Source organism: Psittacicella hinzii, assembly GCF_003585885.1.
Classification (GTDB): domain Bacteria; phylum Pseudomonadota; class Gammaproteobacteria; order Enterobacterales; family Psittacicellaceae; genus Psittacicella.
This window is the reverse complement of sequence record NZ_NRHC01000002.1, coordinates 56,367-80,482: the sequence shown is the minus strand read 5'-3', so window position 1 is coordinate 80,482 and position 24,116 is coordinate 56,367. Positions and strand designations below refer to the sequence as shown.

Here is a 24,116-nt window from a genome sequence, read left to right as displayed (position 1 = left end):
AAACGGGAAAATAGGTTAGAGCACGACTAACTCTTTACTTCAATGTTTAAACTACCAAAGATCTCTTTCTGCATATCAGTTAGATTTTTTGCTGAAGTATTTTTAGTAGCAATTTGCGTCTCTATTAAGTGCTTTATACACTGCTCAACATTAAGAGTTTTAGTATTCTCATTAGTTCTAAGGGTCTTAGCCATCGTAGATAGAAGAATTAGGGCTACAAATTGCACAAATGTTTTCCCTCTTGTAGTCGCAGCATTGTGAGTTTTCATTTTTTTGAACTCTTTGTCATCATTTGGACTACCAAAGATTTTTTCGATAATACTTTTTTCTCGATAAATAACATTTGCTCTTTTAATGTCAATATTTTGACTATTTGTTAAATAAATCGCAAAGCCGTTCATTTTCTCATCAGCAGCATACAAATCTGCGTCAAAATCATAGGAAAATTCTGTTTCAGAATGTCTTGTGATTTTGTAGTAGAGGCTATCTGCATGACTGATTTTACCTTTGCTATTTTGTAGTTCTAACAGTTTTTCATTGTTTTTTAGAGCTAATTGTCTTTGATTTTCATCTTGTAATGCTTTTTTCTCAGGATCAAACACAATATGAGCTTGGAGTTTTAAGTCATATAGCTCAGCTTTTGTGGTAAAACCTCGAGCTTGAGATTCATAGATGTCAATAAGGTAATGAGAAGTCATTCCTTTTTGCATAGCTAGGTTAACTAGATCTTTATAAAGGTTTAGATCTTTAGGCATAGAGGTTAAGAAGGATATGCCTGCTTTGTCTAACTCTGTAAAGTAACTAGTATCTTGTTTTTCATCTGATACCCAAATAGCATTAGAAGATTTAATATCCTCAACTACATCATAAACAACTGAGAAGTAGGTATTATCTTTTACATTTCCAGAGTATGTAACATAACCTAATGGTAGGTCATTCTGTTGCCCTACAACAATTCCTAGGTTTATTAGATTTTTACTATCAGTACATATAAAATCTTTAATAACCTTTTGAGCAGTTTCTGAGTTTGAACTTATCTCATAGACAAGCAGATCTTGTTCAAGTTCATGAGTTTTGTACCACTTTGTAAAGAAATCCATAATTGAACTATTACTGATGGAAGCAAATAATTCGCTAATTCTTTGACCTGAAAGTACATTTACTTTTTTCAATCCTAGTTTTATAGCCCACTGTTCAAAGTCTACCATAGAATTACCACCTGCTATAATATATCCGGATAAGTTGAGGATATCATCATAGTTATCTGGAAATACCTCTTCTAGAATACTAGTCAATTTAATTTCCTCTGCTAATTGCAGGTAGTAATATTGATAGCTAAAAGGTGGTATTTGTGATTTTACTATTTTGGGTTTTCTAGTAGTATCTTTCCTAGAGAGTGTATTTAGGTCATGAGGCATGGGTACTTCATAGATTAAATAATAGTTTTTATTGGCTATTAATAAACCTGTTTCTTCATCTACTCTACCTATACATGTGCCATTTTCTCTTTTTACTTTACCGTTTTCTCTATAACTTTTTCCTCTGCGGTAAGCATATCTTTTACCGTTAATTTTAGTGACTTGAACTTTTTCTTTGGGTAACTCGACTAAGTATTTCATGACCTATAATCTCTACTAGTGTGGTTTAAAATGATTTTTTACATTGCGAGGTTGTTTCTACTATTATACCACTTTGAAAGTAAATGCTAAAGTAAATAAAAGTTAAGTCAAATTTAGAGAATATAAAATAATCCACGCATTTATAAATGCGTGGATTATTTGTAGATTATAAAGAATTAATTAATCAACTTTTACAGCAGCGTCTAAAGCAACTTTCATCATTTGGTTGAAAGTATTTTGACGTTCTTCAGCTGTAGTGTATTCTTCTCTTAAAATGTGATCAGAGATAGTTAAGATACAACCAGCTTTAGCGCCATATAAGTCTGCAATAGGGAATAAAGCTGCTGCTTCCATTTCTACCGCTAAGAATTTATATTTCTTTAAAGTTTGGAAAAATTCTGGATCTGGAGAGTAGAATAAATCTGCAGAGAATGATTTACCAACTTTAAATTCAACACCATTTTCTTTTGCAGCTTCAACTAATGCAGCAATGTTTTCATATGAAGCTACAGCAGAGTAATCGTGATCTTTTAAGCGTTGACGGTTGATTTTTGAATCTGTTGATGCACCTGTAACAATAATAACATCACGTAAGTTTACATCATCTAGTAAACCACCTGCTGAACCTACACGAATAATGTTTTTAACACCGTAGAATTTGTATAACTCTTCAGCGTAGATAGAGATAGATGGCATACCCATACCATGACCCATCACTGAAAGACGTTTACCTTTATAAGTACCAGTGTAACCGTACATATTACGAACAGTGTTAAACTGTACAGGGTTTTCTAAAAAGTTTTCTGCAATGTATTTAGCACGTAGTGGATCACCAGGCATTAATACTGTTTCTGCAATATCACCAAATTCAGCTGCGTTATGAGCGGTAGCCATAAATTTTTATCCTTATGTTGAAGTTAATGGAAGAAAAATATTAGAAAATTGCTTTACCAAAATCAAAACCTGGTAGGTTTAAGTATTTAGCAATAGTAGCACCTATATCAGAGAAAGTTTCTCTTTTACCATGGTAACCAGGAACAGCACCTGAACCAGCAAATAATACTGGGATATGTTCACGAGTGTGTTCAGTACCAGGCCATGTAGGATCATTACCATGATCTGCTGTAAAGATAATTAAATCACCTTCTTCTAGTAGATTTAGAAGTTCTGGTACACGACTATCGAAATACTCTAAAGCTTCACCATAACCTTTTGGATCACGTCTGTGACCAAAGTCAGAGTCAAAGTTTACAAAGTTAGTGAAAACAATAGTATTGTCTTTAGCTTCTTTGATTTCTTGAATAGATTTATCAAATAACTCTTCTAGACCAGTAGCTTTAACTTTTTTCGTAATACCTTGGTGAGCATAGATATCTGCAATTTTCCCTACAGACACTACTTGACCTCCATTTTTCTCTAACTGTACTAAAACAGTTTCAGAAGGTGGTAAAATTGAGTAATCGCGACGATTACCTGTACGAGTAAATGAACCTGCTTTATCACCAACAAATGGACGAGCAATTACACGACCAACAGCTTCAAAGTGGTTGTTTAATTCTTCACGAACTAATTCACATAAAGCTAATAGTTTTTCTACACCAAAAGTTTCTTCATGGGCAGCAATTTGAAATACTGAATCCGCAGAAGTATAGAAAATAGGTTTTCCTGTTTTCATATGCTCTTCGCCTAATTCATCTAGAATTACCGTACCAGAAGCATGGCAGTTACCTAAATAACCAGGTAAACCAGCTTTTTTAACGATTAAATCTAAGAACTCTTCAGGGAAAGAGTTTTTATGTTCAGGGAAATAAGTCCAGTCAAATCTTACAGGACAACCTGCAATTTCCCAGTGACCTGATGGAGTATCTTTACCATTAGAAACTTCTTGCGCATAGCAGTAAGAAGCTTTAGGATCCACTAAGCTAGGATCCATTTTGGCAGGATAACTACCAGTTGAATGTTTGTATGCTTCCAGTAAACCTAGTTTAGTTAAGTTAGGAAGTTTTAAAGCATTGTTCCCATCAGCAAAAAATTGGGCAATGTGACCTAAAGTATCAGATCCTTTATCACCGTATTTGTCTGCATCATGAGCATGACCAATACCAAATGAATCTAGGAGCATGATAAATACACGTTTTTTCATATTTGAGTGCCTTGGACTTATATCTAAATTAAGATAAATAAGACTAAATTAGTCTCAAGATAAGTTTAGTCTAATTATATCTCAAGTTAGAATTAATTTTTAGTAAAAATTAAGATAAATTCTAGTAAGAACTATTATTTTCTGTTGGTTCACGATCCTCAAGGATATTTACTATATCATTGTAAATTCCTGAAGCACCAAAGCGGAAAGTTTCAGCTTTGATAAAGTTATCGCCAAGAATGCTTTGCGCTAAAGAAATATATTCCATAGCTTGAGATACAGTTCTAATCCCACCTGAAGCTTTGAAACCTGTGTTACTCTTGTTTAGTTTAATCAGTTCAAAAATAATTTGAGCAGCTTCTAAACTTGCGCCTGGACCAAATTTACCAGTTGAGGTTTTAATAAAGTCAACTTGGAAATCAAGACAAATCTGGCTAGCAATAGCTATTTGATTTGGAGTTAAAGAACCTGATTCTAGTATAACTTTAACTCTAGTGTCCTTTTTGCTTAGAGGAGCTAAGTAAGGTTTTACTAGAGCATACATTTCTTGGTAAACAGGATTTTCTTTAACTTTGCTTAAATCCGCAATTTGTTTATCTTGATTTGCTGTTAATTCAACAAGTTTACGCCATGGGAAAACATAGTCAATTTCATCAACTTCTTGACTAATAGAGTAAGCATATTCAAAAGCAAATCTTTGTGGATCTAAAGCTCCATCTGGAAAGTTTATAACTGTAGCAACTTTTACTTGATCTCCAAGTAAGAATTTTGCGTAATTAGCAAATTGCTTGTACACACAAACAGCTGCTACTTTGCCATATGAACTTACTGCCTTAGCGCATAGATCTTGAATGGTATTAAAGTTATCTTTATCATCTAGAGATGTCAAGTCTGTAAGACTTAACACTAATTTAGCTTGTTCTTTTAAACTTAAGTTACTTAACATATATAAAATTCTTCTTAGCTACTTTTTTGCATATGATAATGCAAACTAATTTTTTATTGGTGATTTTTTATTGAAATTGTGACTGATGACCATTTTAAAAAAGAGCTATGGTCATTCACCACAGCTCTTTTTAAAATCTTATTTCCAAGCATAGATAGCGGTAATAGTGGTAACTATAAAAGTACCAGTCATAATTAAATTAATTAGGTTTGCTATATATTTTTGGTGGTTTAAAGATTTAGTACTTGGATCTTTATGGATAACATAAAGATGATAAGCGATAAAAGGAACGCTTATAAAGAAAAGGTAACAGAACCAAGGAGCTGATATCAGAGTATTAAAGTAAGTATAAAAAATTAAAGCAAAAACGTAGAAGATAGTTTGCAATAAACGACTTGCTTTAGTACCAAAAACTACAGCTAGGTTGTTTTTATGGTAAGCACGAGCTACGTAACTATCGCGCATGTTAATTAAGTGTAAAGTTGCTACACATAAAAAACCAAAGGCAATAGCTGGGAATAGAATGTAGATATCAAAGTCATGGATTTGGAGGTAGAAAGAAGCTCCTACCATTACAAGACCATATACTAAAAAGTAAGATAATTCTCCAAGAATTGTAAAGTTATATGGGTTTTTCCCAATTGAATATCTTACTAAGAGGTTTAAAGTAATAATAACTAAGCCCGCAAAAATTAGGATAGAACCTAAGTTTAATTGAGCTAAGAAAACAAGAGCAACGCAAGCGCCAACAATTGTTAGTAGTACAAGTTTTATTACTTGTAAGATACGTCTACGAGAAATAATCTTTTTCCCAGGGGTAGCTTCAAATTCACAAATACGACATTCGTATTTAGTGCCAAGGTTCTCAGATGAGTACTCTTTACAAAGGTTAGAAAAGATTTGAAACAGGAAACCTAATAATAAACAAAGTAAGAATACTCCCAGATTAATATCAGATCTTGTAAGTAAAGCTAAAGATGTCCCTAAAAAGATTGCTAAAAAAGTTTTAACTAAACTAAAAGGATTGATAATTTGTTTAATTAAAAAGAGTTTAGGACTTTGTAAATAAGCCTTTTTGTACTTGAGACGCCAAGCACGCTCATCACGATAGGCTTCGCGTACAGTTGTTGGCTTGATATTGCCAAAAAGAATATCACTTTTAGAGGCTGTTGCGAGCTGAGCGATATCCCCGATATCTTGATCCATGCTTGTGTTTTTTGTAAATGAATTATTGTTTTTCATTTAAAGATTTCCTCTTATTCGGAAACTAGAATAAAGGTTTTAAAAAACGAGTCTTGCGACTCGCTTTTTATTTTGTAGTGCTTTTAACTTTTTGCTTTTTCTTGATTTCACCAGAGTGGTTTTTGGCATGGAGATACAGTTCTTCGTCTTGCTCTTTATTAACAGAATCACTTAAAGATTTTTCACGCTTTCTGATTCTAATCTTAATAAAGACAAAGATTAAAATGAAGCCTATCACGGCTGCAACTGTAAAGCCTAAACCGATTTTACTAACTAAATGTTTTAAATGCTCTAGATTATTGCCAAAGAAATATCCTAGACTTACCCAAACTGGTACAGAAATAATACTTGCGAAAAAGTCTATTAAGATAAACTTGGTATAGGAAACTTTGCGGGTAATACCCGAGAAAAGATAGATAGCAGCTCTTAGTCCTGGTAAAAATCGAGCTACAAATAGGAATAATATCGCATTATCCTGAAATCTATAACGAATGGTTTTGATTCTTTTCGCTGTAAGAATTTTACGGAGGAATTTAACACGTAAGAGTTTAACCCCATAAATATATCCTAGGATATACATGCAGGAATCTCCAATTAAAACTCCGGCCATACAGACTAGAAAAATTCCATATCCATGTGCATATCCCTGACTAGCAAGAATACCGGCAGTAACTAAAGTGATATCTTCTGGGATAGGTACCCCAAAACCACTTAACATTAAAACTGCAAAGACAAGGATATAGGAAATTATGTTACCATATTCCGCAAAGTGCTCAAATAGTGCAATTAGGCTATCCATATCGAAAACAAACCCCTTTCATTTATAGATTGCATATTTGTTATATCATGCAGCTTCTCAGCTGTATAAACAATAGGCAATATAATAGGACAGCTAAGTTACTTAAATAAAAATATACATGAGTATAAACTCAAAGTACTATTATACACTAATTAGCAGGTTATAAGTAGATGTATTCTACTAATTTTCATTAACCTGTTGATTTTAAGGTTAAATAAAAATATAAAAATGACACTAAAGTATGATATGGTAGAAGAGCGATTTCGGTACTCCATTTTTAAAAGTGTTACTAAATTGTTACTATATAATCTTCAACTTTAGGATCATTTTTTTATGTATGGCAAACTAAACAAAACAAAAATTAATAGTGGTATAGCTAAAGCATTCTCTCAAAAGAAAGCTGTAACATTATCAGACGGTCAAGGTCTTCATCTTGTATTATCCCCTGTTATAAAAGGCAAGGGTGTATGGTACCAAAGTATTCGTATAGATGGTAAGCAAAAAAAGCTAAGAGTAGGTGAGTTCTTTCTAGGTGCTTCTGATAGTATGGATATAGAAGAAGCTAGAGCTAAAGCTTATGAGATGAAAAAAGACATAGAGGACAAGAAAGAAGTATTTTATGGTGTTACAGTCAAAGAATTAGCTTCTCTTTACTTAAAATATAAGGGTAACGCTTTAAGTAAAAGTACAAGAGTAAATTATGACGGTGCATTAAAAACTTTAACTAAAGTAGGGATAGCAGACCTTAAAGCAGAAAACTTAACTCCTAATAACTTGAGAAATTCCTTACAAGTTTTGAAAGATAATAAGCAAGTAGCTACAGTAAAAAATGCTTACTTATTTTTAAGTGCTATTGTTAAGTTTGGTATGGGTGAACAGTACATAAAACCCGTAGCATTACCGACTATAAGAAATCTATTCCCAGATTTAGAAAGTCTAGGTACCCGTAAAATGCTACCTTTTGAGCAAGTGGGCAACTTTATTGAAAGCCTAGTACAAAAAGCTAGTAGTAAGAGATCTGACAAAGATATAGAAACTATAAGAGCCATAACTTTAATCATTTGTACAGCAGGGCGATTAAATGAAATTCTGGGGTTAGAAGAGCCTGAACTTGACGGTAATTGGTGGCGTATACCTGCCAATCGTATGAAAGCAAGAAGACCTCATTTAGTTTATATCCCTGATGAACTTTTACCAATATTCAGATATTTTAAATATTCCTATGTAGTTTTACAATCAAAAATATCTAGATACTGCCGTAAGTTCGAAGCCCAAGCTCACGGCTTCAGATCTCTTTTCATGACCAAGATGTACCAGTTACATCCTGAAATGAAAGACGCAATTTCAGCGTGCATTGCCCACGGTAAAGAACACACGAACCAAAGCGATAAATTCTATAACCAATATAACTTTGAAGATGAGCGTAAATTCCTTTTTAATAAATGGTTTGAAACTCTAAAAGAGAACTCAAATATTTTAGAGTTGATTGAAATATTAAAAGGTAATTATGGCACGAACACGTGAAGAAGATATTGAACTTAAATACTTAACTCTTAAAGACCAATTTGGTATTTTAAAGCATGCTCTAAGAGATAAGAACAGAAAAATCATTCAGTTCGAAAAGACTTTAAAGGTGATCTGCACTTTAAAATCTGACTGTAAAAAGATTTTAGAAATAGTTGAAGAGTTTTACGAGTCAACACACAAAGAAGCAGAAAAATTATCTAAAAAAGAGCTTAAAGAACTTAAGACAAATTATCAGACACGCTATGAGACGGCATTGATTGAGCTAAAATCTTCTCAGTGTAAACTAGTACAAGCCGAGAATAAGATTCATGAGTTAAATCAATATATAAAGCGTCTGACAGATAATCCACATTCTAACTTTGAAGAAACTCGTAAACCCAGCTTTGTACCATTTGATAAAAATAATTGTCAAGAGTCTCTTCTTGATAAAATTGAACAGTTACAACAAGATAATTCTGTTCTGCAAAGAGCACTGAAGAAATTACAAAATAAGAAACCCAAGTAGTTAATACTTGGGTTCTATTTTTATTTAGCTTTTTTAGCCTTTTTTCGGGTCTTTAACTCCTCGTAATAGTAATCTTTGATATCTTGTAGGGTTACCTTCTCACAATAGCCTACAAAGTCATCTACGGCTTTCTGATCGTTAATGTCCAGATTAATTAGCAAGTCTTCAAGAAACCCTTTAAAGCATGCTACTGCTTGTGCAGTGTCATTAAGCTCTTGTTGAGTTGCAAGGATATCCTTGACTAGTTTATCCACTGTTACTCCATGAACCAGAGCATACTTCTCTAATTCACTGTCAGGGTTAACAATGCCATAGTTTTTATAATCACGAGCTTCTGCTAGCAATGAACGCACAAAAGCTTGCTCAAAGAATAAACCACGATCCTCGGTTAACGCATTGTTAGCTTTGGTTCTAATGATTGAGAAGCCTTTCTCTAAGCAATAAGCTTTTCTGTATTCGTTCCACTTCTCAAGTTGTTCCGGGGATTGTACAAATTTCTCGGCTTCTCTGTTCCATGTAGCAAATTCATCGCCCCCATAAGTATTATAAGCAATTGTAGGGCGACCGTCTCTTAATGGGTGTAAGTTTTCAATATTTGATAAGCAGTCAGAGTATTCCTCTTCAGTCAACATTACACAGTCAAAGTTAGGGGCTAACAATGTGTCGGTCACATGTAACTCGTTAGTCTTAGGATCATACCAATACGTATAATTATTATTCATATTTACCTCTATTCTAAAAACCGATCGCGAACCAGCGATATTGTACTCTTGTGTTGTCTAGTTTTTCATCATGTACAACAGTAAAACCGTCTTTCATTAGAACCGTGTTCTCTGTTGATAATCTAACGTTGCATTTATTTCCTGTCGTTTTAGCATAGCAAGAGAACCACACTCCAAAGCATACCTTACTAAACGGTACAGTAAAATCTATCTTACTAGTGTCTCCAGTTGCAGTAACATAACCAAATTTAACTTTCAACGCTAAGAAATTAAAATTCCACTGCTCTACTACGTTACCTTTCTTAGCTTGCTCGATAGTCTTATCTGAGTTAAAGTCAAATTTGCGTGGTGAGCTTACTATGTAAGTCGCCATTGCGATAAGCTTTTTCAAGAATGAAAGAGTTACTAACTGCTTCTCCTCTTTAGGGATATCGTCCGCAGTTTTATCTGACTGAAACGCTGTTAAGTCACGTTCGTAGTAAGCTAAGCTGTGCGTTCCTGCTGTATTATTACCTCCTCGATCTGTGTAAACTGTTTCAAAATCAAAAGTAAAATTGTAGTCTGTTGTCCAAATTGTTTCACTACCTGCGTCTGCTCCATTCCTAGTAGTGTAATACAAGGTTTTATATTCGTTCCCAAAACAAACCTGCCCCTTGATCTTGTAAGTAACAGCGTCAGGCTTTAAGGTTAAAGAGTCAATTATACTCCCCTGCCAAGAGTCGAAAACGTCCAAACCACTCGAGTCAGGGGTAACGTAATCTAATCGTCTCCTAGTCACTGATTACCTCTCTTAGTTCTCGTAAAAAATCGTAAAATCTACTTTAGCGGCAACTGGATTGCCGTTTTGGTCTAACGTAGTTACTTTAATAATTCGTTTATTAGAGCTCACATCATCAGAGTGGCGGATATCCACCATTGCAACAGTGTCAGGGCTTACGTTATCACGTCGGTACCCCTTGATATTTACCATTTCTGAAGCGTCTCTAATTAACTTACCTTCTCCTTGTTTGTTAGTCGCTACAAATGCACTCGAGAAAAGTTCAGTCACCGTAGTACCATTTCTAACCACCTCAATGCTTGTCAGGTCGTAAATCAGACTGTTAAGATCTTCTTTAGTCCCATACTTCAAGCCTAAAGCTAAGTTATCCTTGTCAAGGTAGTACCCGCCACTGCTCTTAGTGGTTACAGTCTTCTCTACATTAGCTCCAGTTATTGTCAGACCTCTAAGAATTAACTCATCGCAATTCTTGATTAGGTTCTGTTCACTCTCGTCTAAGCTCTTAAACGAAACTACTGCTTTCCAATCTCCAGGCATTGCAAAGTTTTCAGGGTCTCTCCATGCACGGTTATTATTGGTTTTCTCGCGGTAGGTGCTTACCTTACTACCTGTGAACATAGCTCTGTAAGTTACAGGGGTAAATACCACTGTACGGATCTTAGTTTTGTTATCCCTATGGTATGGTTTACCGCTCTCTCCCGGCACTGTTAAGCGTGGGATTTCAATCACATAGTTAGGTATGTTAGTCGAGTTAGTACTATTCCCTTTAATGGTCACCGAGCCCTTTTTAATGTATTGAAAATCATACACATTAAAACATCTGAACTCATATGAGTATTTCTTCTTAGCGAGCTCGCTAGCGCTGTAGATTGGGATAGAGACATTACTACGTACCTCTTTACCAGCCCACAGAATGGTGTATTTTGTGAAGCGCCAGTTGGTGCTTGTCTTGTCTAAAATGATCCAGTCAGGTTTTATATCATTATCGACTTCCATTCTAATTTGCGCTGAAGTCCCCTCAATATCAACCTTAACGTCAGGCGCACTTCCTGCGATATTAAACTCAACCTCTTCCTCAATCTCATACTCTTGTCCTATCAGACTAGAGTACTCAACTTTATAGCTTCTACTATCCCTAGCTCTTAATACATCAAAAAGGTCGTATTTAAACTCAATAGACGAGTTTTTTGTGTTGGTAATACCTTTTAACGTATTAATTAAAACATCGTTTAATTTGACCCTTATATTCGCAAATAAAGGCACATTAACAACCTGATCACTACTTGGGACAGTAATATCTAGTCTATTGCGTCCTCTATCAGTGTTATGAACATAGAGCTGTGCATACTGATTAGCATTCTTAGCGTAGAATGAGCAATCTATAATCCCCCAGTTGCTACTCTTGTAACCATTAGCTAAAACATTGCTAATAGCGCTGTTCACTGGTACCACTTTGCAATACAGTGGGCGGTAGTAGTAAGCTTCCCCGTCTATTACCTTACTCATTAGTGAAGCTTGCAATTTGAGTATTGCAATTTCATCTTCAGTAAAGCTATAGGTAATTGCTCTTGAGTTGCTCTTACTTGAAGTAATTACCACAACGTTAGAGTTGCTTTCAGTTAAGCGCTCGCTTCCGGTGCTTTGTAAGTATTTAGGGTCGTGGCTAAACATAATCTTAACCGACTCGATATTCTTCTCGTTCTTCACTCCAGAGTAATTAACACTTGTAGAAAGGTTAATCTTTTTACGGCTTGAGCCTTTAGCTACAATATTCAGGGTATTAAGCTTAGGTTTGCTTGGTACTAATGCAGGGATATTAATTCTATAATCAGTAGTTAGGTACACTGACTGGTTCATAACCTTGTTTATCTTGGTGTAGACTAAAATCTCGGTATCAGTTGCTGGCATGTTTGGATCACAGTAGAACGTATGAGTTGTTTTCTCCGTGTCTGCTGTAAACAATACGTTTTTAGTTTGTTTATCACGTACTTGTACCGTGTAAGTGATACCGTCTCCTCTCGAGTCGTCTGACCAACTAATACCTAAATTAACTCTTCCTGAACTTAAGCTAAGGTTTGCTTTGAGATCTGCTAGGTTACTAGCTTGAAGTTGAGGTCCATAGTGGTTAACTTCAGTGGTGTAGATAATGTCAGATTTACCGTCAACAACATCAAACTTTTTCGAACTATATTTTTGCGCTTGGTATGCTATTGTTCTATCGTTATTTACCGCCTTAGAGATAATTCGATAATACGCTGGTGAGAAGCGATTTGTATACACTGTGAAAGTGTCAAAATGCTTCGGTACAGGGCTCTCTTTATCAGTGATATCTATGGTTATGTAATAACCTATCTCGTCCTGTTTCAGATCGCTTAATTCATACGTAATTAATTGTTTACCACTAACTACTTCGGTATAAATCTTTTTCTCGTCACGTAATTGCTCGTCAAGGTAATCAAAGTAAAGTTTAGCAGTGCGGTTTTTCTTATCAGGAATTACTATCTTAACCTTACCATTGCAATACATACCTGACACAATGTAATCAGAGATTGCAACCACATCACCAACCTCAACGGCTAAGCTGTCGTAATTACCAGTAAAGTTAACTGTATTAGTCTCGAACTTCTCAACTGCTAGAATGAACTTACCGTAACGTATTGCCTGCTCCCTGCTTGTGCAACCTGTTAGGGTTACAGTTTTTGAAGCACGGTAATCGCTTGCGTTTTTACTGTCGCTGACAAACACTGAAGTGGTTTCATAACCATTATCTGGTTCGGTATACTTAACCTCTATACGTTTATTACGGGTACGTAACGAAGAACCCTGATATGTGAAGTTACCATTTACTACGTTTGCATTAGAGAACATATAAACATGCTCTTGTGGGCGCTCGATAAGCATTTTAATTCCGTTACCAGTGTCCACAATGTTAGCCCTACACTCTCCAGCAATTTGGTTAATCACATTAAAGGCTTTAGCGCTCTTAGTAATGGCTCCGTTAAACGTCCAGCGTGGTGTACCGTCAACCATTTCGTCACAGTACTGTGCACAGTTATAAAAGCTCCACTTATCGATCATATCGATAGGGATTAAGCCACCTAAACCAAAGTAAACATCTGTTAAGATATCGTATAAAATCCAAGCGGGATTATTAGACCAGTCAAGCTTAAAAGTACCGTCCCAGTCACCAGTATATTGGCGAGAATAAGGGTTATAGTTGCTAGGGATTTTAACAAGTCTACCGTAGATAATTGCTTTACGGGTTGGCTCTTTGGTATAGCTACTATTGTCCCAAGAGCTACTAATGTAGGCCATGCCAGGGTAACTAGGCATATACTCACGTACACCTTGCACCCTAACAAATTTTAGCGGGTTAGATTTGTTTGTGTCGTCCTCTATCTCTTCATTGAGACGATGAACTTCAACGGTAAGCGGCAACTCTGCTGAAGACTCTAGGTAGTACCTAAAATTAAACTCTTTATCATTAGTCCACTTACCTTTAATCGTTTGGTTTGCGATTTCAGTGCGTGTCCCGTCGGCTGTATTGATGTAAATCGCGAAGTCAATTTCAGCATCAATTAACTGGGGCACACGTAGTACTACATCAATGTAGTCGCAATCTTTGGTATTGACAGACGCAACTACTGGGGTATTTTTCTGAACTGTTTTGTCTATCTTAATATTAGAGCTTGGGAAGAAGTTGTTGTAAGGGATTTTTTGGTTTGCCCAACCAAGAACCAATTCACTCTGCACATTAGGCAACATCTTATTACCTTTAGCGTCTAAGATAGGCGTGTCATCGATATAAAGATTTCTGAAGCCGTCAGCTAAGCCTTTAATAGGTCCTAATGAGAGAACATCAACAACGTGTTGGGTTTGCTTTAAAGAGTTAACCGTGAACTCTGTCTGAGAAGCAATTGCTCTTCTAGCTCGACCAAAAAATATTTTTTTTACCTTAGGTTGTTCTTTAGTCTTTTGTACCGTCTCCACACCGTTAGGGATGTAGTTCTTGAACTTGGTAATCTGAAAATAAAGCTCTGATTCTTGAGCAATAATTTGGCTTAGCGTGTCGTTCTTGTACTGTCCTAACCCTTTGATTAATGTGATAGAACTACGGATATCGTCAAGAATTTCATTCTGTCTCTCTGTACTACCATTAAGGTAAGCATGGCGATATCTATCCAATACTCTGCTATTAAAACTTAAGCTATTTTGTGCTAATGCCCAACCATAAAACCTTGCAAAATAAGCGCCATCTGATTGCGTATATTGTTGTAATTTCGCCAATAATGTTCGAGTATCTTCACGCTCCCCAAACGCTGTTTTGGTCTCCTTAAACACTACGTTAGTGATGTAAGTAGTCACATTCAAGAATGCTTTACCGTACTCACTATAGTAGGTATATTGAAAGTTATCCTTAAAGTAATTTAAGGCGTCTGGTTCAGAAATCCTTAAAATATCGCTGGCACTACGAACGTAATCGTTGGCAATTTTAAATAAGTTTTGATACTGTGGGCTGTCGCTGATACTGAACTGATAGGCTGGGGTGTATAAGCTTGTAAAAGCTAACTCTCGCTGTTGTTTTTTCTTGAAGATACTACTGTTATCTGTCATCTAGAGCGTACCTCCTAACTTAACGTATTCTTTTTTGGCTTGTTCGAAAGTTTTACCACTCTTGCCGTCTTGATCGATTAGATAGTAAACCTGTGCTATTGCCATTTCAATGTAGGCTAGCACTTTCTTGTATGTCGCTTCGTCTGATAGGTCTTCAAAGGCTAGTTTGGTTTTGACTAAGTCACGGATTGGGTATAAATAATATCTTGATAAACGGATAGTATTACCAGATCTTTCAACTGTTTCATCACGATGTCGTTCGTGTAACGTATACACTATGACATAATAGTGTTCAGTTTCAACTGTTCGGTTATAGTAACCGTTGTTATTGATTTTTGTATGGATACGGTTTGTGACTTTGCTAAGTTCTGCAAACTCAAAATCTGAAACGTTATATCTACGACTAGCGTTTATCACATCTTGATCACGGTACTCCGTCACATCAATACGGTAATCTTGGTATTTCTCATCTATGTCATTATTACGTTGCTGTCTTAGTTTCGCACGCTCTTGCTCCATAGCAGTTAATGTAGCAAAATCAACCTGATTTTCATGTGCATGAACTAAGTCCTCGTAGGTGATCATCTCTTCCTCTGTGCGACCTGTGTTTATTCGCTTTAAGAGGGCTGTTTCTGCGTCTGTTTCTTCTGATAAGGGTTTAGTTATTACTTGAGAGATAAGGCTCTTCTGAACGACAATAGAGCCCACTTTTACAAGCCCGTAAACCATAGGTATGGTTTTACCCTCGCTATCGTTTTTCATTGAGTTGGTAAATGCGTCTTTACCCTCTCCGTCGTCATCATTTGGTTGGGTAGTCGAGTCAGTCCCCTTTTTCTTCAAGCCCAAAATGCTTTTGAAAACATTCACCACACCTTTGAAAAGGTTTTTCACCCCTTTCCAGATCTTACCTAGAAAGCTAGCCGTGTAAACTGGGATAATCTCAAGGATATCCTCGTCTTTGAAAATAGCAGCAACTGGGTTGTATATAATCTTCCCATTACGTACGTAGATAAATTCTATACCTACGCTCTGCATACGTTTAAACTCGGTTTTAAAGCCTTTACAACGTGATTCCAAGCACTCCTCTAGGTCGCTAAACCTTTTAATACTCACATCGAACGACGCCTGAAATTTCTTCGCTAGATGTCCATACATTCGGATTTGCATAATCAACTCCGCCAAAATATAAATAAGTTCTTTCTTGGTTGCCTGCTAAAAACAATATCCACGGTTCACTACAATACTGCATTTGATCCATGTCACTCTTAGAGAATTCTAATTTGTTGTGAGACGGGTGAGAGTGGACTAAGGCTAGCAAAGTCCCCTCTCGTACACTATCTACGTATTCGTGAGTTCTAAACAGAGCTTTGTACCTCTGGATATTGTCAACTGGTAAATAAATAATTTCAGGCTTACCGGTTTGTTTGTTACGCACTAAAATCGCGCTGATTTCTTCGTCTGGATACTTATCTGCAAAGGCTTGTAACTCCTCCGCTTGTTCTTTACTCAATATCATTAAACGACCCCGTAAATCTACTTAAATTATTTAGCTCTTTACAACGTTTTATCGTCTTATCACAGTGTCGCTCGCTACCAACATATCCACAGTATTTATCTCCTAATTCATACGGGCATAGCTCACGTACATCAATTGGTGGTAAGTTACGCTCCACGTCAGTTAGTGTTACCAATTCAAGCTCAAACTTCTCCGCGTCGTAGGTGCTTAGCCCACCTATACGTAAGTGTTTAGACAAGATAACATCATAACTTCCTGTTACTTCGTTCTCTTGTAAGCCTGTGATATCCACATAACCAACGTTAAAATTGTCATGGCGGGCTAAGATAGGTGCAAATGTACGTTTTAAGTTACTAAGTTTGAGCTTGCTTTTATTGTTGCTGGCTATCTCTGTAGATATCTGGTTAAAATCAATGTTAAACGTGGTATAAGTCTCTCCATTACCCTCGTAGTAAAATAAGCCTGTACCGTCGTTATAGTTGGTTAAGTGCAAGTAAAAGTGCTCAAATAAATTATCTATTGTTGATTGTGAGAAAATAAAAGTTATATCGTATAAAAATATTGGTGCTTTAGACAAGTGAACGAACCTCTTCTAATTTAAAACTGATTGAAGACTCCAAAGCATTCTTTTGGGTCATAGTAGGCGGGGTAAATATCTTAACTATGTACTTACATAACCTGCCGTTAATGCGATCTTTCACCTTGAAGGACTTACAATCAGCGTTATAATGCTTCATGAGAAAATCCTCCATTTTCTGGATTACTTCAGGTCTATTCTCGTAGCTTAAGGACAAGGTTACCCTTGCCCCCAGTCTGTCCTGTGCTATGGTCTCTGTGTACCCATTATCGAGCTCCGTCTTCTTGACCATATTGTCATATGATCGTCTAGTATTCGCTGGTAATGGCCAAGGCCATACTTCTAAATCCTCTGCTAAATCATATAAATCCACCATTCTCACTCCTTGGACTTAACAAAGACCTGTACACTCTCTTCTAGATCTTTTAATGTTTGATTTATACTATCTTTTAGTTCAACAAGCTGTTTTTGTTTCTTAAGTAGCTCTTTTTCAGTTTCTTGATCATAACTAAATGAAATAGAGAAATTAAAAACTTGGCTTTCTTTCTTTTCGCTCATGGCTATCTCCTTTTTCAACTATGTAGAGGTCATAATCGTTTCCTACCTTTACAATCTCTACTTCGATGTTATCTGGTGTACAAATACGAAGATTTAATTTACCTGACATATTCTTACCTCATTTCTCTCTCAACCATTGCATTGGCTACTTCTTCCTTAACTTTTTCGTGGATGTAGATTTCAATATTTCCGTTCTCACCGTACTCAACTCTTGGCTCAGCATTGCCCACATAGTTATGCACGTTCACGTTAACATTGACACCGTTGCCGTTACTATTAGATGAGCTTGATGATTTGCTCTTATTGACTTCTACCGACTGACTGTTTAACTTATCAAGAAAATCAACTCCATACTTAGATGTAGCAGCTGCATTAATTACGTACTCTCTACCATGCACAACACCAGCAACTTTATCAGTTGCAACGTTACCGGTATAACCACCACTTGAGAAGCCCATAATAGCCCCGATAGGGTTAGCACCTAGTCCACCAGTATTTCCTGACTTCATTGCTGCTTGCGCACTTAAGTTAAAGGCATTAGCAACAGCCTGCCCTGATCCCGGTACGATATAGTTCATAGCGGTTAAAAGAGCGGCAACAATTGCTGCTTTAACAATCATCACGGCGATGTTCTTCAAGAAAGCTGAAAGTAACTTACGCATTGATCCCTGACCAGTTACAACCATTTGAGCCATACCGTCCGCAACCGAGCCAAACCCACGTATAACCGTGTTATTGAAGTCTTCGATTGTTGGTAAGGATTGCTGTAAAGCTTGCGCGAACAAGTTAGTATTTTCTTGCGTTTTAGCTTTGAGTTGATCCTCTAAAGCCCAGCGCTCTTCATACATTGCTCTCACGTGTGCCATTTGTTCCTGATCCAACAAATACGACAACTGCTTAAGCTCTAGCTCACGCTCGTATTGAAGTAAGCGCTGCTCAATTAGCTCTTGGTCTTGCCCCTTAAGCTCCAACTCTAACTGCAAACGTTCGATAGCTTGATCGTTCTGCTGAAGTACTTTCATGTACTCCATCGTTGCGGTAACGCTATCTAACTGTTGCGCATAGGCTTGCATTTGCTCGATCTGTGCTTGGCTTAGGTTGCGATAACCCTCCGCTCCCATAGCTAACTTCATGTTAACTTGGTCTAACTGGGTTAATTGCGTACGACCTGTTTCCATAAACAGATCTAGCTTAAATTTAGCCTCTGCTAAGCTATCCTTGAGCTGGTCAATGTTTTGCTTGTAACGATCAATACCCGCTGGGATACTTTTCGTATCAACTTGAGGTATTTTTAAGGCATTGTTATCAGTTTTAGCAGTAGTTTCATTAAGACCTTTAACAAGGTTCAATTCTTTCTCTGCTAAACCAACATTTTCTTCTAATCTTTTTCTTTTGATCTGCAAACGTTGTAGTTCAGCGTCGTCCAGCATTTTTTTCTCGATACCATGCTGATGCTCTGATGCAACAACGTCGTTTTTATCGTCATTAGCTTCTTTAAGCGCTTTTATCTGATCATTAATTGCATCTAGGTTTGCCTTTTCAGCGTCATACTGCTCTTGAGCTAATTTCTTTCTCTCTTCTAAGTTTGCAATGTGAGAAGTGTCGAAATTCTTCTGACCATAAAATAACTCCTGCATACTGTTGTAAGCTTTCACTGCCCAAGTAACTAAGGCTCTAACAGCTTCAACAATACCCCAGACAATTACCCCTATAATGGTAGATTTAACAGTAGCGTCGAAAGTCTTCCACATGGTTGTCAATCCAGCAAGCGCACCTTTGGCTAGGCTAGCTCCCGCTGCCATGATTGAGAAACCAGTTTTACTCCCTGCATGAGCTGCCGTTGCTTTTCTAACTGCAGTTGTAAGGTTATCCCACATAACTTTTAAACTAGTTAGTGGGGATTGCATACTTGACAAGGTACTATAAAAGTTAAGTGCCTTATAAGCAGCAAATGAGTACAATGCAATCTTAGCCGCTTCAGCCAATGCACCAAAGTTATTAGCAAGTGTTAGAATTAGTTTCGCTAGGCTGTCTGAGATGAAGTCATTTTCACCCACAAACTGCGTAAACTTATTCTTAAGCTCGGTAATAGCTGAACCTACTGATACCCCTAACGTCGAGTAAATTCTATCAGTCTCTTGTGCTGTTGCATTAAGTGCCTGAACAATCTGCTCGGTCGTTAATTTAGAAGTATTAGCATAATTCTTAAGTTGCGCTGAAGTCATGCCCATACCGCGAGCAATAGCGTCAATTAAGCCAGGCGTCTGCTCTGCCACAGAGTTAAAGTTCTGTCCAGATAAGTAACCCATACTAAGGGCTTGAGAGAACTGAACCATTGAGTTCTTTGTAGCTTCTGCACTTGAACCACCAATTGCGATCGCTTTATTTAGAGTTGAAGTCAGACTAATTAAGTCTTTCTGTTTTAACCCTAATCCCTCGGTACTCTTACGTAAGGTTACATAAGCTTCTGCAGTTGCTTCAATTGGTTGACGTGCTTGGCTACTTACTTCAAATAACTCATTGAGAATTGCAGTAGTATCCTCTCCGCTAGTCTTAACCAGTGCTATCTTAGTCGAGAGGTCTTGGTATGCTTGAGCAGAGTCTTTAACCTGATCAAAACTGAAACCAACTGCAAACACTCCGGCAAGCTTACCAACTAAACCACCTAGAGCACTTTGACCAGAGCTTGCTTTCTCTGTGAGTTCATCTATATGATCACCCGCTTCTTTGGCTTTATCACCAAAGTCAAAAGCATTCTTACCGGCTTCAGTTAGCTCTTTTGAGAAGTCTTCAACTTTCTTGCCCGCTTTGTCCGAAGCTTCTCCTAAACTGTCAATCCCTAGCTTAGATTTGCTAATTTCTCTAGCTAAACTAACCAATACCTTACTTAAATTACCCGTTTCTCTGATAGCCCTTAAGAACTCTGGTAATTGTTGATTTATTTTCACAATCACCTCGTACAGGTCACCAAAACTTGAAGCAATGCTTTGCATAGATTTGACAAAGTTAGGCGTTGCTTCAGAGATAGAGTTAAACTTCGTATTTAACTCTGCTAAGGCTTTAAGTTGGTTAGTTGTTAATTTAACTGGCTCTTTGTTAGCTTGCTCTAGTTCACGGTTTAATTTGCCTACAGTGCCCTCTAATTCTCTCGTAGCGCTCTTAGTACTATTAAGCTTCTCTCTAGTACTATCGATAGCTTTGCTTGTCGCTGCGAGGTCATTTCTAATCTTTTTGATATCACTAACTTGACTGCTGAATTTCTTCAGTGAAGAGATGTAAAGATTAATACTCTGGCGTTGAGTATCCAGCGAACTGGTTACTCCAGTTAAGTGCACTTTTAACGTCTGAAAACTTTGAGAGGCAGGTGCTAGTTGGCTTTGCAAGCCCCCCATTTGTTGCCCAATGTTAACCAGCTTTTGTAGTTGTGAGTCAGTTACTGGTAACTTAAAGCGACTTGTACCTAACTCCTTTAGCGCCTTAACGTCTTTAACCGCTCCTGAAATTGAAGTCAAAGCTTTACTGATGTAATGCAAAGAGGCAACAAACTCAAGGTTTTCATTAGTAGACTTATCTAGAGATGAACTATAGTCCTTTACAGAGCTTGAGATATCTCGAATATTACTGGTAAACTGATTAGTAAAAGTACTAACTTCTTGCAAACTTTCAAACGATTTTTTGTTAGCAGTAGCAAGGTCACCCATTGACTTAATACCTTTGGTTACATCGCTAGCAAAATTCTTAATCGCTTGAGAGTTGTCGGTTAACTCCTGTAAAGAGTCGTTTAACGTATCTATTGCTTTCGCACCACCAAGAGATGAGTTAACGGCTTCAGTTGTGTCAAAAGCAACTTTAAAATCAAACTCCTGTTGACTTGCCATTCTCACCCTCCTGCTGTTTCTCTATAATCCCCAGTTTGCTTTTCATCCATGGGTATTCTTCTAAAGCATTAAACCCCTTTTCTTTAGTCCCAAAGTGAGCTAAATATGTATAAGTAACTAAATCTGACAACATAATCATGTTAACAGAGTCACCTACAGGAACGGTTGAGGAATAAGTCAATAACATACTTACATCCTCAACCGACATCGCTCTTATTTCTGCAGGGGTTTTATGTAAATCAAAACAGAGCTTACATAAACGCTCCTCTTCAAGACTTAACTCTTTTGATTATCAGCTTCAGCGTTGACTTTTTTATTACCAAGAATATGGCCAACAAAATTAAGAGTTGTAAGACCTGATAACTGTTGGTAGAACTCTCTAGCATTGCCCTCACCAATAGGTGCGTCATCGCCTGGGTTGTACACGTACTTACCGAATAATTTGATAATTGCGTCCTCATTCTCTGCAACAACAGCTACACGCTCTTCAGTAGATAACTGTTCTTCATTTTGGAATAAATGGCTTAGAGACGGGGAAATTACTGCAAATTCTCCAAAGTTACATACTTTATATTTTAAATGTATGTCTTTATTATCATCTACATAGTAGTCTTTTAAAGGTGATAATAATTGTAATTTCTCTTTAAATGATAAAACTTTTTTTTCTTGTGTCATTTTTTAATCCTTATTAATAAAAATATTTAAATTAACTACCTGCTGTAGCTAGTAAATCTAACTCAATATCAGCGTTATTAACGGTAATTTTATAATTGGCTTTAGTAGCTTCTGCACCACCTGCGGCGATTTGTTTGCCCTCACTACCTAAGATTGCTCCTACGAAGTAATCCGCGAACTCTTTATCAACGATTACCATAAAAACAAGCTGTTCGGCTGATCTGAATGCCTTTCTAACTGCTACTTGCTCTTCTGTTCTGCGACTTTCAAAGAAAACAATAGAAGCGTCTTCGTACTTAATTGGTCCCGGAATAGTTTGTGGGGATTTATCTAAAATTGTAGTTACGTCAATAGTGTCACGGTTAGAGCCTGGTAAAGTAACTTCTGCCGCCGTTTTAACAAGAGCAAATTTAACCACTCTAAGCGTTGCACCAGTTAAAGTTTGTGTATCTCCAACTAAATCGACTGGTTTTAAATCAGCCCAATCCTCCCTTTGTTTAGTATCGGCTAGTTTTATTTTTGCCGTGTTAGCTGCTACTTTTTCAATTACCCAAAAGTCATCTAAGCGACTATCAGTCCCGTCAATTTTAACAACTGACCCTCGTTTGATCTCTGCGCTCACATTAGCTTGAAGTGTGATTTCGAAATTCTTGAAATCGACCTCCTTAACATTGTGAGCAGCTTGTAGGCCTGTCTGGATATATAAATTATTTTTATCCCCGGTAATAACTTTCATACCGGTTCTAGTTTTCGTCGCCATCAGTTTTTACCCTCTGTTAATAATTTCTACTTATGAATAGGGTACATAGTAAAAGTGCAAGCGAAAAGCATAGTCTCCACCCTAGGGTCGTCGTCAAGCATAGCACCCAACTCCTTAGGGGTTAGCATATAATTGGTTTTCTTGTACTCTTTTACAATGCCCTCTAAATCTGCAAAATCTCCTAATCCCTCCGGCTGGTAATCATCTGGATCAACTTCATGCCAACTCGACAGAACACGCAGCAACCCCTCTGAATACATAGCAAGAGATACCGGTTTAGCTGTATTAATTGCCTTAATTAACCTAAAGTTAACTGTGAATTCTACCCTATTAACTATATTATCTCCTACTGAAAATATAGGCTGGATCTCTTCAAACCCATAGCACAAGGTAACAGGTAAATTATTAACTGGCTCCTTGCGACTATTGTCTGCAGTTACGTTAACTTTATACTTCTCGGCATACTGCTGTAAAATCTCGCTAATACTGCACTTAGCGAAGTGAAAAATAATCATTTTTTTCTAATCCCATAGAACTTTTTAAACATAATCTCAAAGTCCTTAACCCCAAATTGCCCTTTTAAAGCTTGACCACTAAACAAAGCTTTCGTGGCAGAATCGTAAACGTCTCTTATAGGGATCACAGCCCCGTAAATGGTTAATTGCTCGCCTGTTTTTAAGGTTCTCACATGCCAAGGGGCGATATAATCATGTCCAAAATAAATACCTGGGGTATTTTGCATAACGAAGCGTTTACCGTCCTTTTTCTCAATGAAAAAGCCTCTATCTAGCTTAATTTCATAGTTATAGCTAAATGAGCCTAGCTCTTGATCTTGTACCTTAAACATGTACTTAAGCTTCATATGGTAGTTTTTGAAGCCATTGTAGACAAACTCCCTACTGATCATGGTTTTGTCCTTGGTATTGCGAACACGTTTTAAGGTCTTAATCGTCCCAGTAACCTGAAATTTGTTACCGCTCTTTTTCATGTCGAGAGCTTTAATCAGGCGGTTTTTAGATTTTGAGAAGATCTTGTTTCTACCTACCACGCCCCTCATATAGTCCTGCTTGGTATCAGTACCTACAGGTAGCACATGTAAGCGTGATCTGGTAAGCTTAGCGTAATACTTCATTACTCGAAGAGCCCCTCTAGTAATTACACGCTCTGCGCCCTCACGTATACCTTTACCTTTTCTGAATTTGTCTGCTAGCTCTCTTAACCTAGCTAAACTCTTCTCATTGTCAACCATTTAAGCCT

Annotated in this window: 22 protein-coding genes; 2 read left to right on the top strand and 20 right to left on the bottom strand. The window is 37.0% G+C overall.

Annotated elements, in window-relative coordinates; all coding sequences use genetic code 11:
• Positions 1-26: 26 nt before the first annotated feature.
• The 6 genes from CKF54_RS00565 to CKF54_RS00540 all read right to left on the bottom strand — a co-directional run bounded on the left by CKF54_RS00565 (position 27) and on the right by CKF54_RS00540 (position 6,749).
• Positions 27-1,619 carry a transposase gene (locus CKF54_RS00565; RefSeq protein WP_119524304.1) on the bottom strand — a complete coding sequence of 531 codons (1,593 nt, stop codon included), beginning with the start codon at positions 1,617-1,619 and terminating at the stop codon, positions 27-29.
• A 180-nt stretch (positions 1,620-1,799) separates the two neighbouring features.
• On the bottom strand, positions 1,800-2,513 hold the full coding sequence (deoD, locus tag CKF54_RS00560; protein WP_119524303.1) for a purine-nucleoside phosphorylase: 714 nt from the start codon (positions 2,511-2,513) through the stop codon (positions 1,800-1,802).
• A 40-nt stretch (positions 2,514-2,553) separates the two neighbouring features.
• The gene (locus CKF54_RS00555; protein ID WP_119524301.1) at positions 2,554-3,762 is read right to left on the bottom strand and encodes a phosphopentomutase; all 1,209 of its coding nucleotides are present in this window, start codon (positions 3,760-3,762) and stop codon (positions 2,554-2,556) included.
• 121 nt (positions 3,763-3,883) lie between these two features.
• A complete protein-coding gene (gene deoC, locus CKF54_RS00550) occupies positions 3,884-4,708 on the bottom strand; it encodes a deoxyribose-phosphate aldolase (RefSeq protein WP_119524299.1) in 825 nt (274 codons plus the stop codon).
• Positions 4,709-4,846: 138 nt separating this feature from the next.
• Positions 4,847-5,950 carry a 1,4-dihydroxy-2-naphthoate octaprenyltransferase gene (gene menA / locus CKF54_RS00545; protein WP_119524297.1) on the bottom strand — a complete coding sequence of 368 codons (1,104 nt, stop codon included), beginning with the start codon at positions 5,948-5,950 and terminating at the stop codon, positions 4,847-4,849.
• A 67-nt stretch (positions 5,951-6,017) separates the two neighbouring features.
• A complete protein-coding gene (locus tag CKF54_RS00540; protein ID WP_119524295.1) occupies positions 6,018-6,749 on the bottom strand; it encodes a DedA family protein in 732 nt (243 codons plus the stop codon).
• 333 nt (positions 6,750-7,082) lie between these two features.
• On the opposite strand from CKF54_RS00540, the gene CKF54_RS00535 reads away from it, so the two are divergent.
• Complete coding sequence (locus tag CKF54_RS00535; protein WP_119524293.1) at positions 7,083-8,273, top strand: tyrosine-type recombinase/integrase; 1,191 nt, start codon at positions 7,083-7,085, stop codon at positions 8,271-8,273.
• Positions 8,257-8,781 carry a hypothetical protein gene (locus tag CKF54_RS00530; protein ID WP_119524292.1) on the top strand — a complete coding sequence of 175 codons (525 nt, stop codon included), beginning with the start codon at positions 8,257-8,259 and terminating at the stop codon, positions 8,779-8,781. Before CKF54_RS00535 ends, CKF54_RS00530 begins: the two co-directional genes overlap by 17 nt.
• A gap of 20 nt (positions 8,782-8,801) precedes the next feature.
• Here CKF54_RS00530 and CKF54_RS00525 read toward each other — a convergent pair whose 3' ends face one another.
• The 14 genes from CKF54_RS00525 to CKF54_RS00460 form a co-directional block, all read right to left on the bottom strand.
• Complete coding sequence (locus CKF54_RS00525) at positions 8,802-9,503, bottom strand: hypothetical protein (RefSeq protein ID WP_119524290.1); 702 nt, start codon at positions 9,501-9,503, stop codon at positions 8,802-8,804.
• A gap of 13 nt (positions 9,504-9,516) precedes the next feature.
• Positions 9,517-10,281 carry a hypothetical protein gene (locus tag CKF54_RS00520; protein WP_119524288.1) on the bottom strand — a complete coding sequence of 255 codons (765 nt, stop codon included), beginning with the start codon at positions 10,279-10,281 and terminating at the stop codon, positions 9,517-9,519.
• A gap of 12 nt (positions 10,282-10,293) precedes the next feature.
• Entirely contained in the window at positions 10,294-14,895 is a 4,602-nt protein-coding gene (locus CKF54_RS00515) for a phage tail protein (protein ID WP_119524286.1), read from the bottom strand.
• Complete coding sequence (locus CKF54_RS00510) at positions 14,896-16,062, bottom strand: hypothetical protein (RefSeq protein WP_147396793.1); 1,167 nt, start codon at positions 16,060-16,062, stop codon at positions 14,896-14,898.
• Complete coding sequence (locus tag CKF54_RS00505) at positions 15,998-16,411, bottom strand: Mov34/MPN/PAD-1 family protein (RefSeq protein ID WP_119524282.1); 414 nt, start codon at positions 16,409-16,411, stop codon at positions 15,998-16,000. Before CKF54_RS00505 ends, CKF54_RS00510 begins: the two co-directional genes overlap by 65 nt.
• Positions 16,398-16,988: a hypothetical protein gene (locus tag CKF54_RS00500; RefSeq protein WP_119524280.1), complete on the bottom strand. Its 591-nt coding sequence runs from the start codon at positions 16,986-16,988 to the stop codon at positions 16,398-16,400. Before CKF54_RS00500 ends, CKF54_RS00505 begins: the two co-directional genes overlap by 14 nt.
• Before the next feature lie 378 nt (positions 16,989-17,366).
• Positions 17,367-17,546, bottom strand: coding sequence for a hypothetical protein (locus tag CKF54_RS00490; RefSeq protein ID WP_119524276.1), 180 nt, complete (start codon positions 17,544-17,546; stop codon positions 17,367-17,369).
• Entirely contained in the window at positions 17,515-17,655 is a 141-nt protein-coding gene (locus CKF54_RS08090; RefSeq protein ID WP_222987454.1) for a hypothetical protein, read from the bottom strand. Before CKF54_RS08090 ends, CKF54_RS00490 begins: the two co-directional genes overlap by 32 nt.
• A gap of 4 nt (positions 17,656-17,659) precedes the next feature.
• The gene (locus CKF54_RS00485; RefSeq protein WP_119524274.1) at positions 17,660-21,424 is read right to left on the bottom strand and encodes a tape measure protein; all 3,765 of its coding nucleotides are present in this window, start codon (positions 21,422-21,424) and stop codon (positions 17,660-17,662) included.
• Positions 21,402-21,611, bottom strand: a complete 210-nt coding sequence (locus CKF54_RS00480; RefSeq protein WP_119524273.1) for a hypothetical protein — start codon at positions 21,609-21,611, stop codon at positions 21,402-21,404. The genes CKF54_RS00485 and CKF54_RS00480 overlap by 23 nt, the downstream gene beginning before the upstream one ends.
• Positions 21,612-21,700: 89 nt before the next feature.
• Positions 21,701-22,099, bottom strand: a complete 399-nt coding sequence (locus tag CKF54_RS00475) for a hypothetical protein (RefSeq protein WP_119524271.1) — start codon at positions 22,097-22,099, stop codon at positions 21,701-21,703.
• 31 nt (positions 22,100-22,130) lie between these two features.
• Positions 22,131-22,859: an autotransporter outer membrane beta-barrel domain-containing protein gene (locus CKF54_RS00470; protein ID WP_119524269.1), complete on the bottom strand. Its 729-nt coding sequence runs from the start codon at positions 22,857-22,859 to the stop codon at positions 22,131-22,133.
• A 26-nt stretch (positions 22,860-22,885) separates the two neighbouring features.
• Positions 22,886-23,374, bottom strand: coding sequence for a hypothetical protein (locus CKF54_RS00465; protein WP_119524267.1), 489 nt, complete (start codon positions 23,372-23,374; stop codon positions 22,886-22,888).
• A complete protein-coding gene (locus CKF54_RS00460; RefSeq protein WP_119524265.1) occupies positions 23,371-24,108 on the bottom strand; it encodes a hypothetical protein in 738 nt (245 codons plus the stop codon). Before CKF54_RS00460 ends, CKF54_RS00465 begins: the two co-directional genes overlap by 4 nt.
• Positions 24,109-24,116 lie beyond the last annotated feature (8 nt).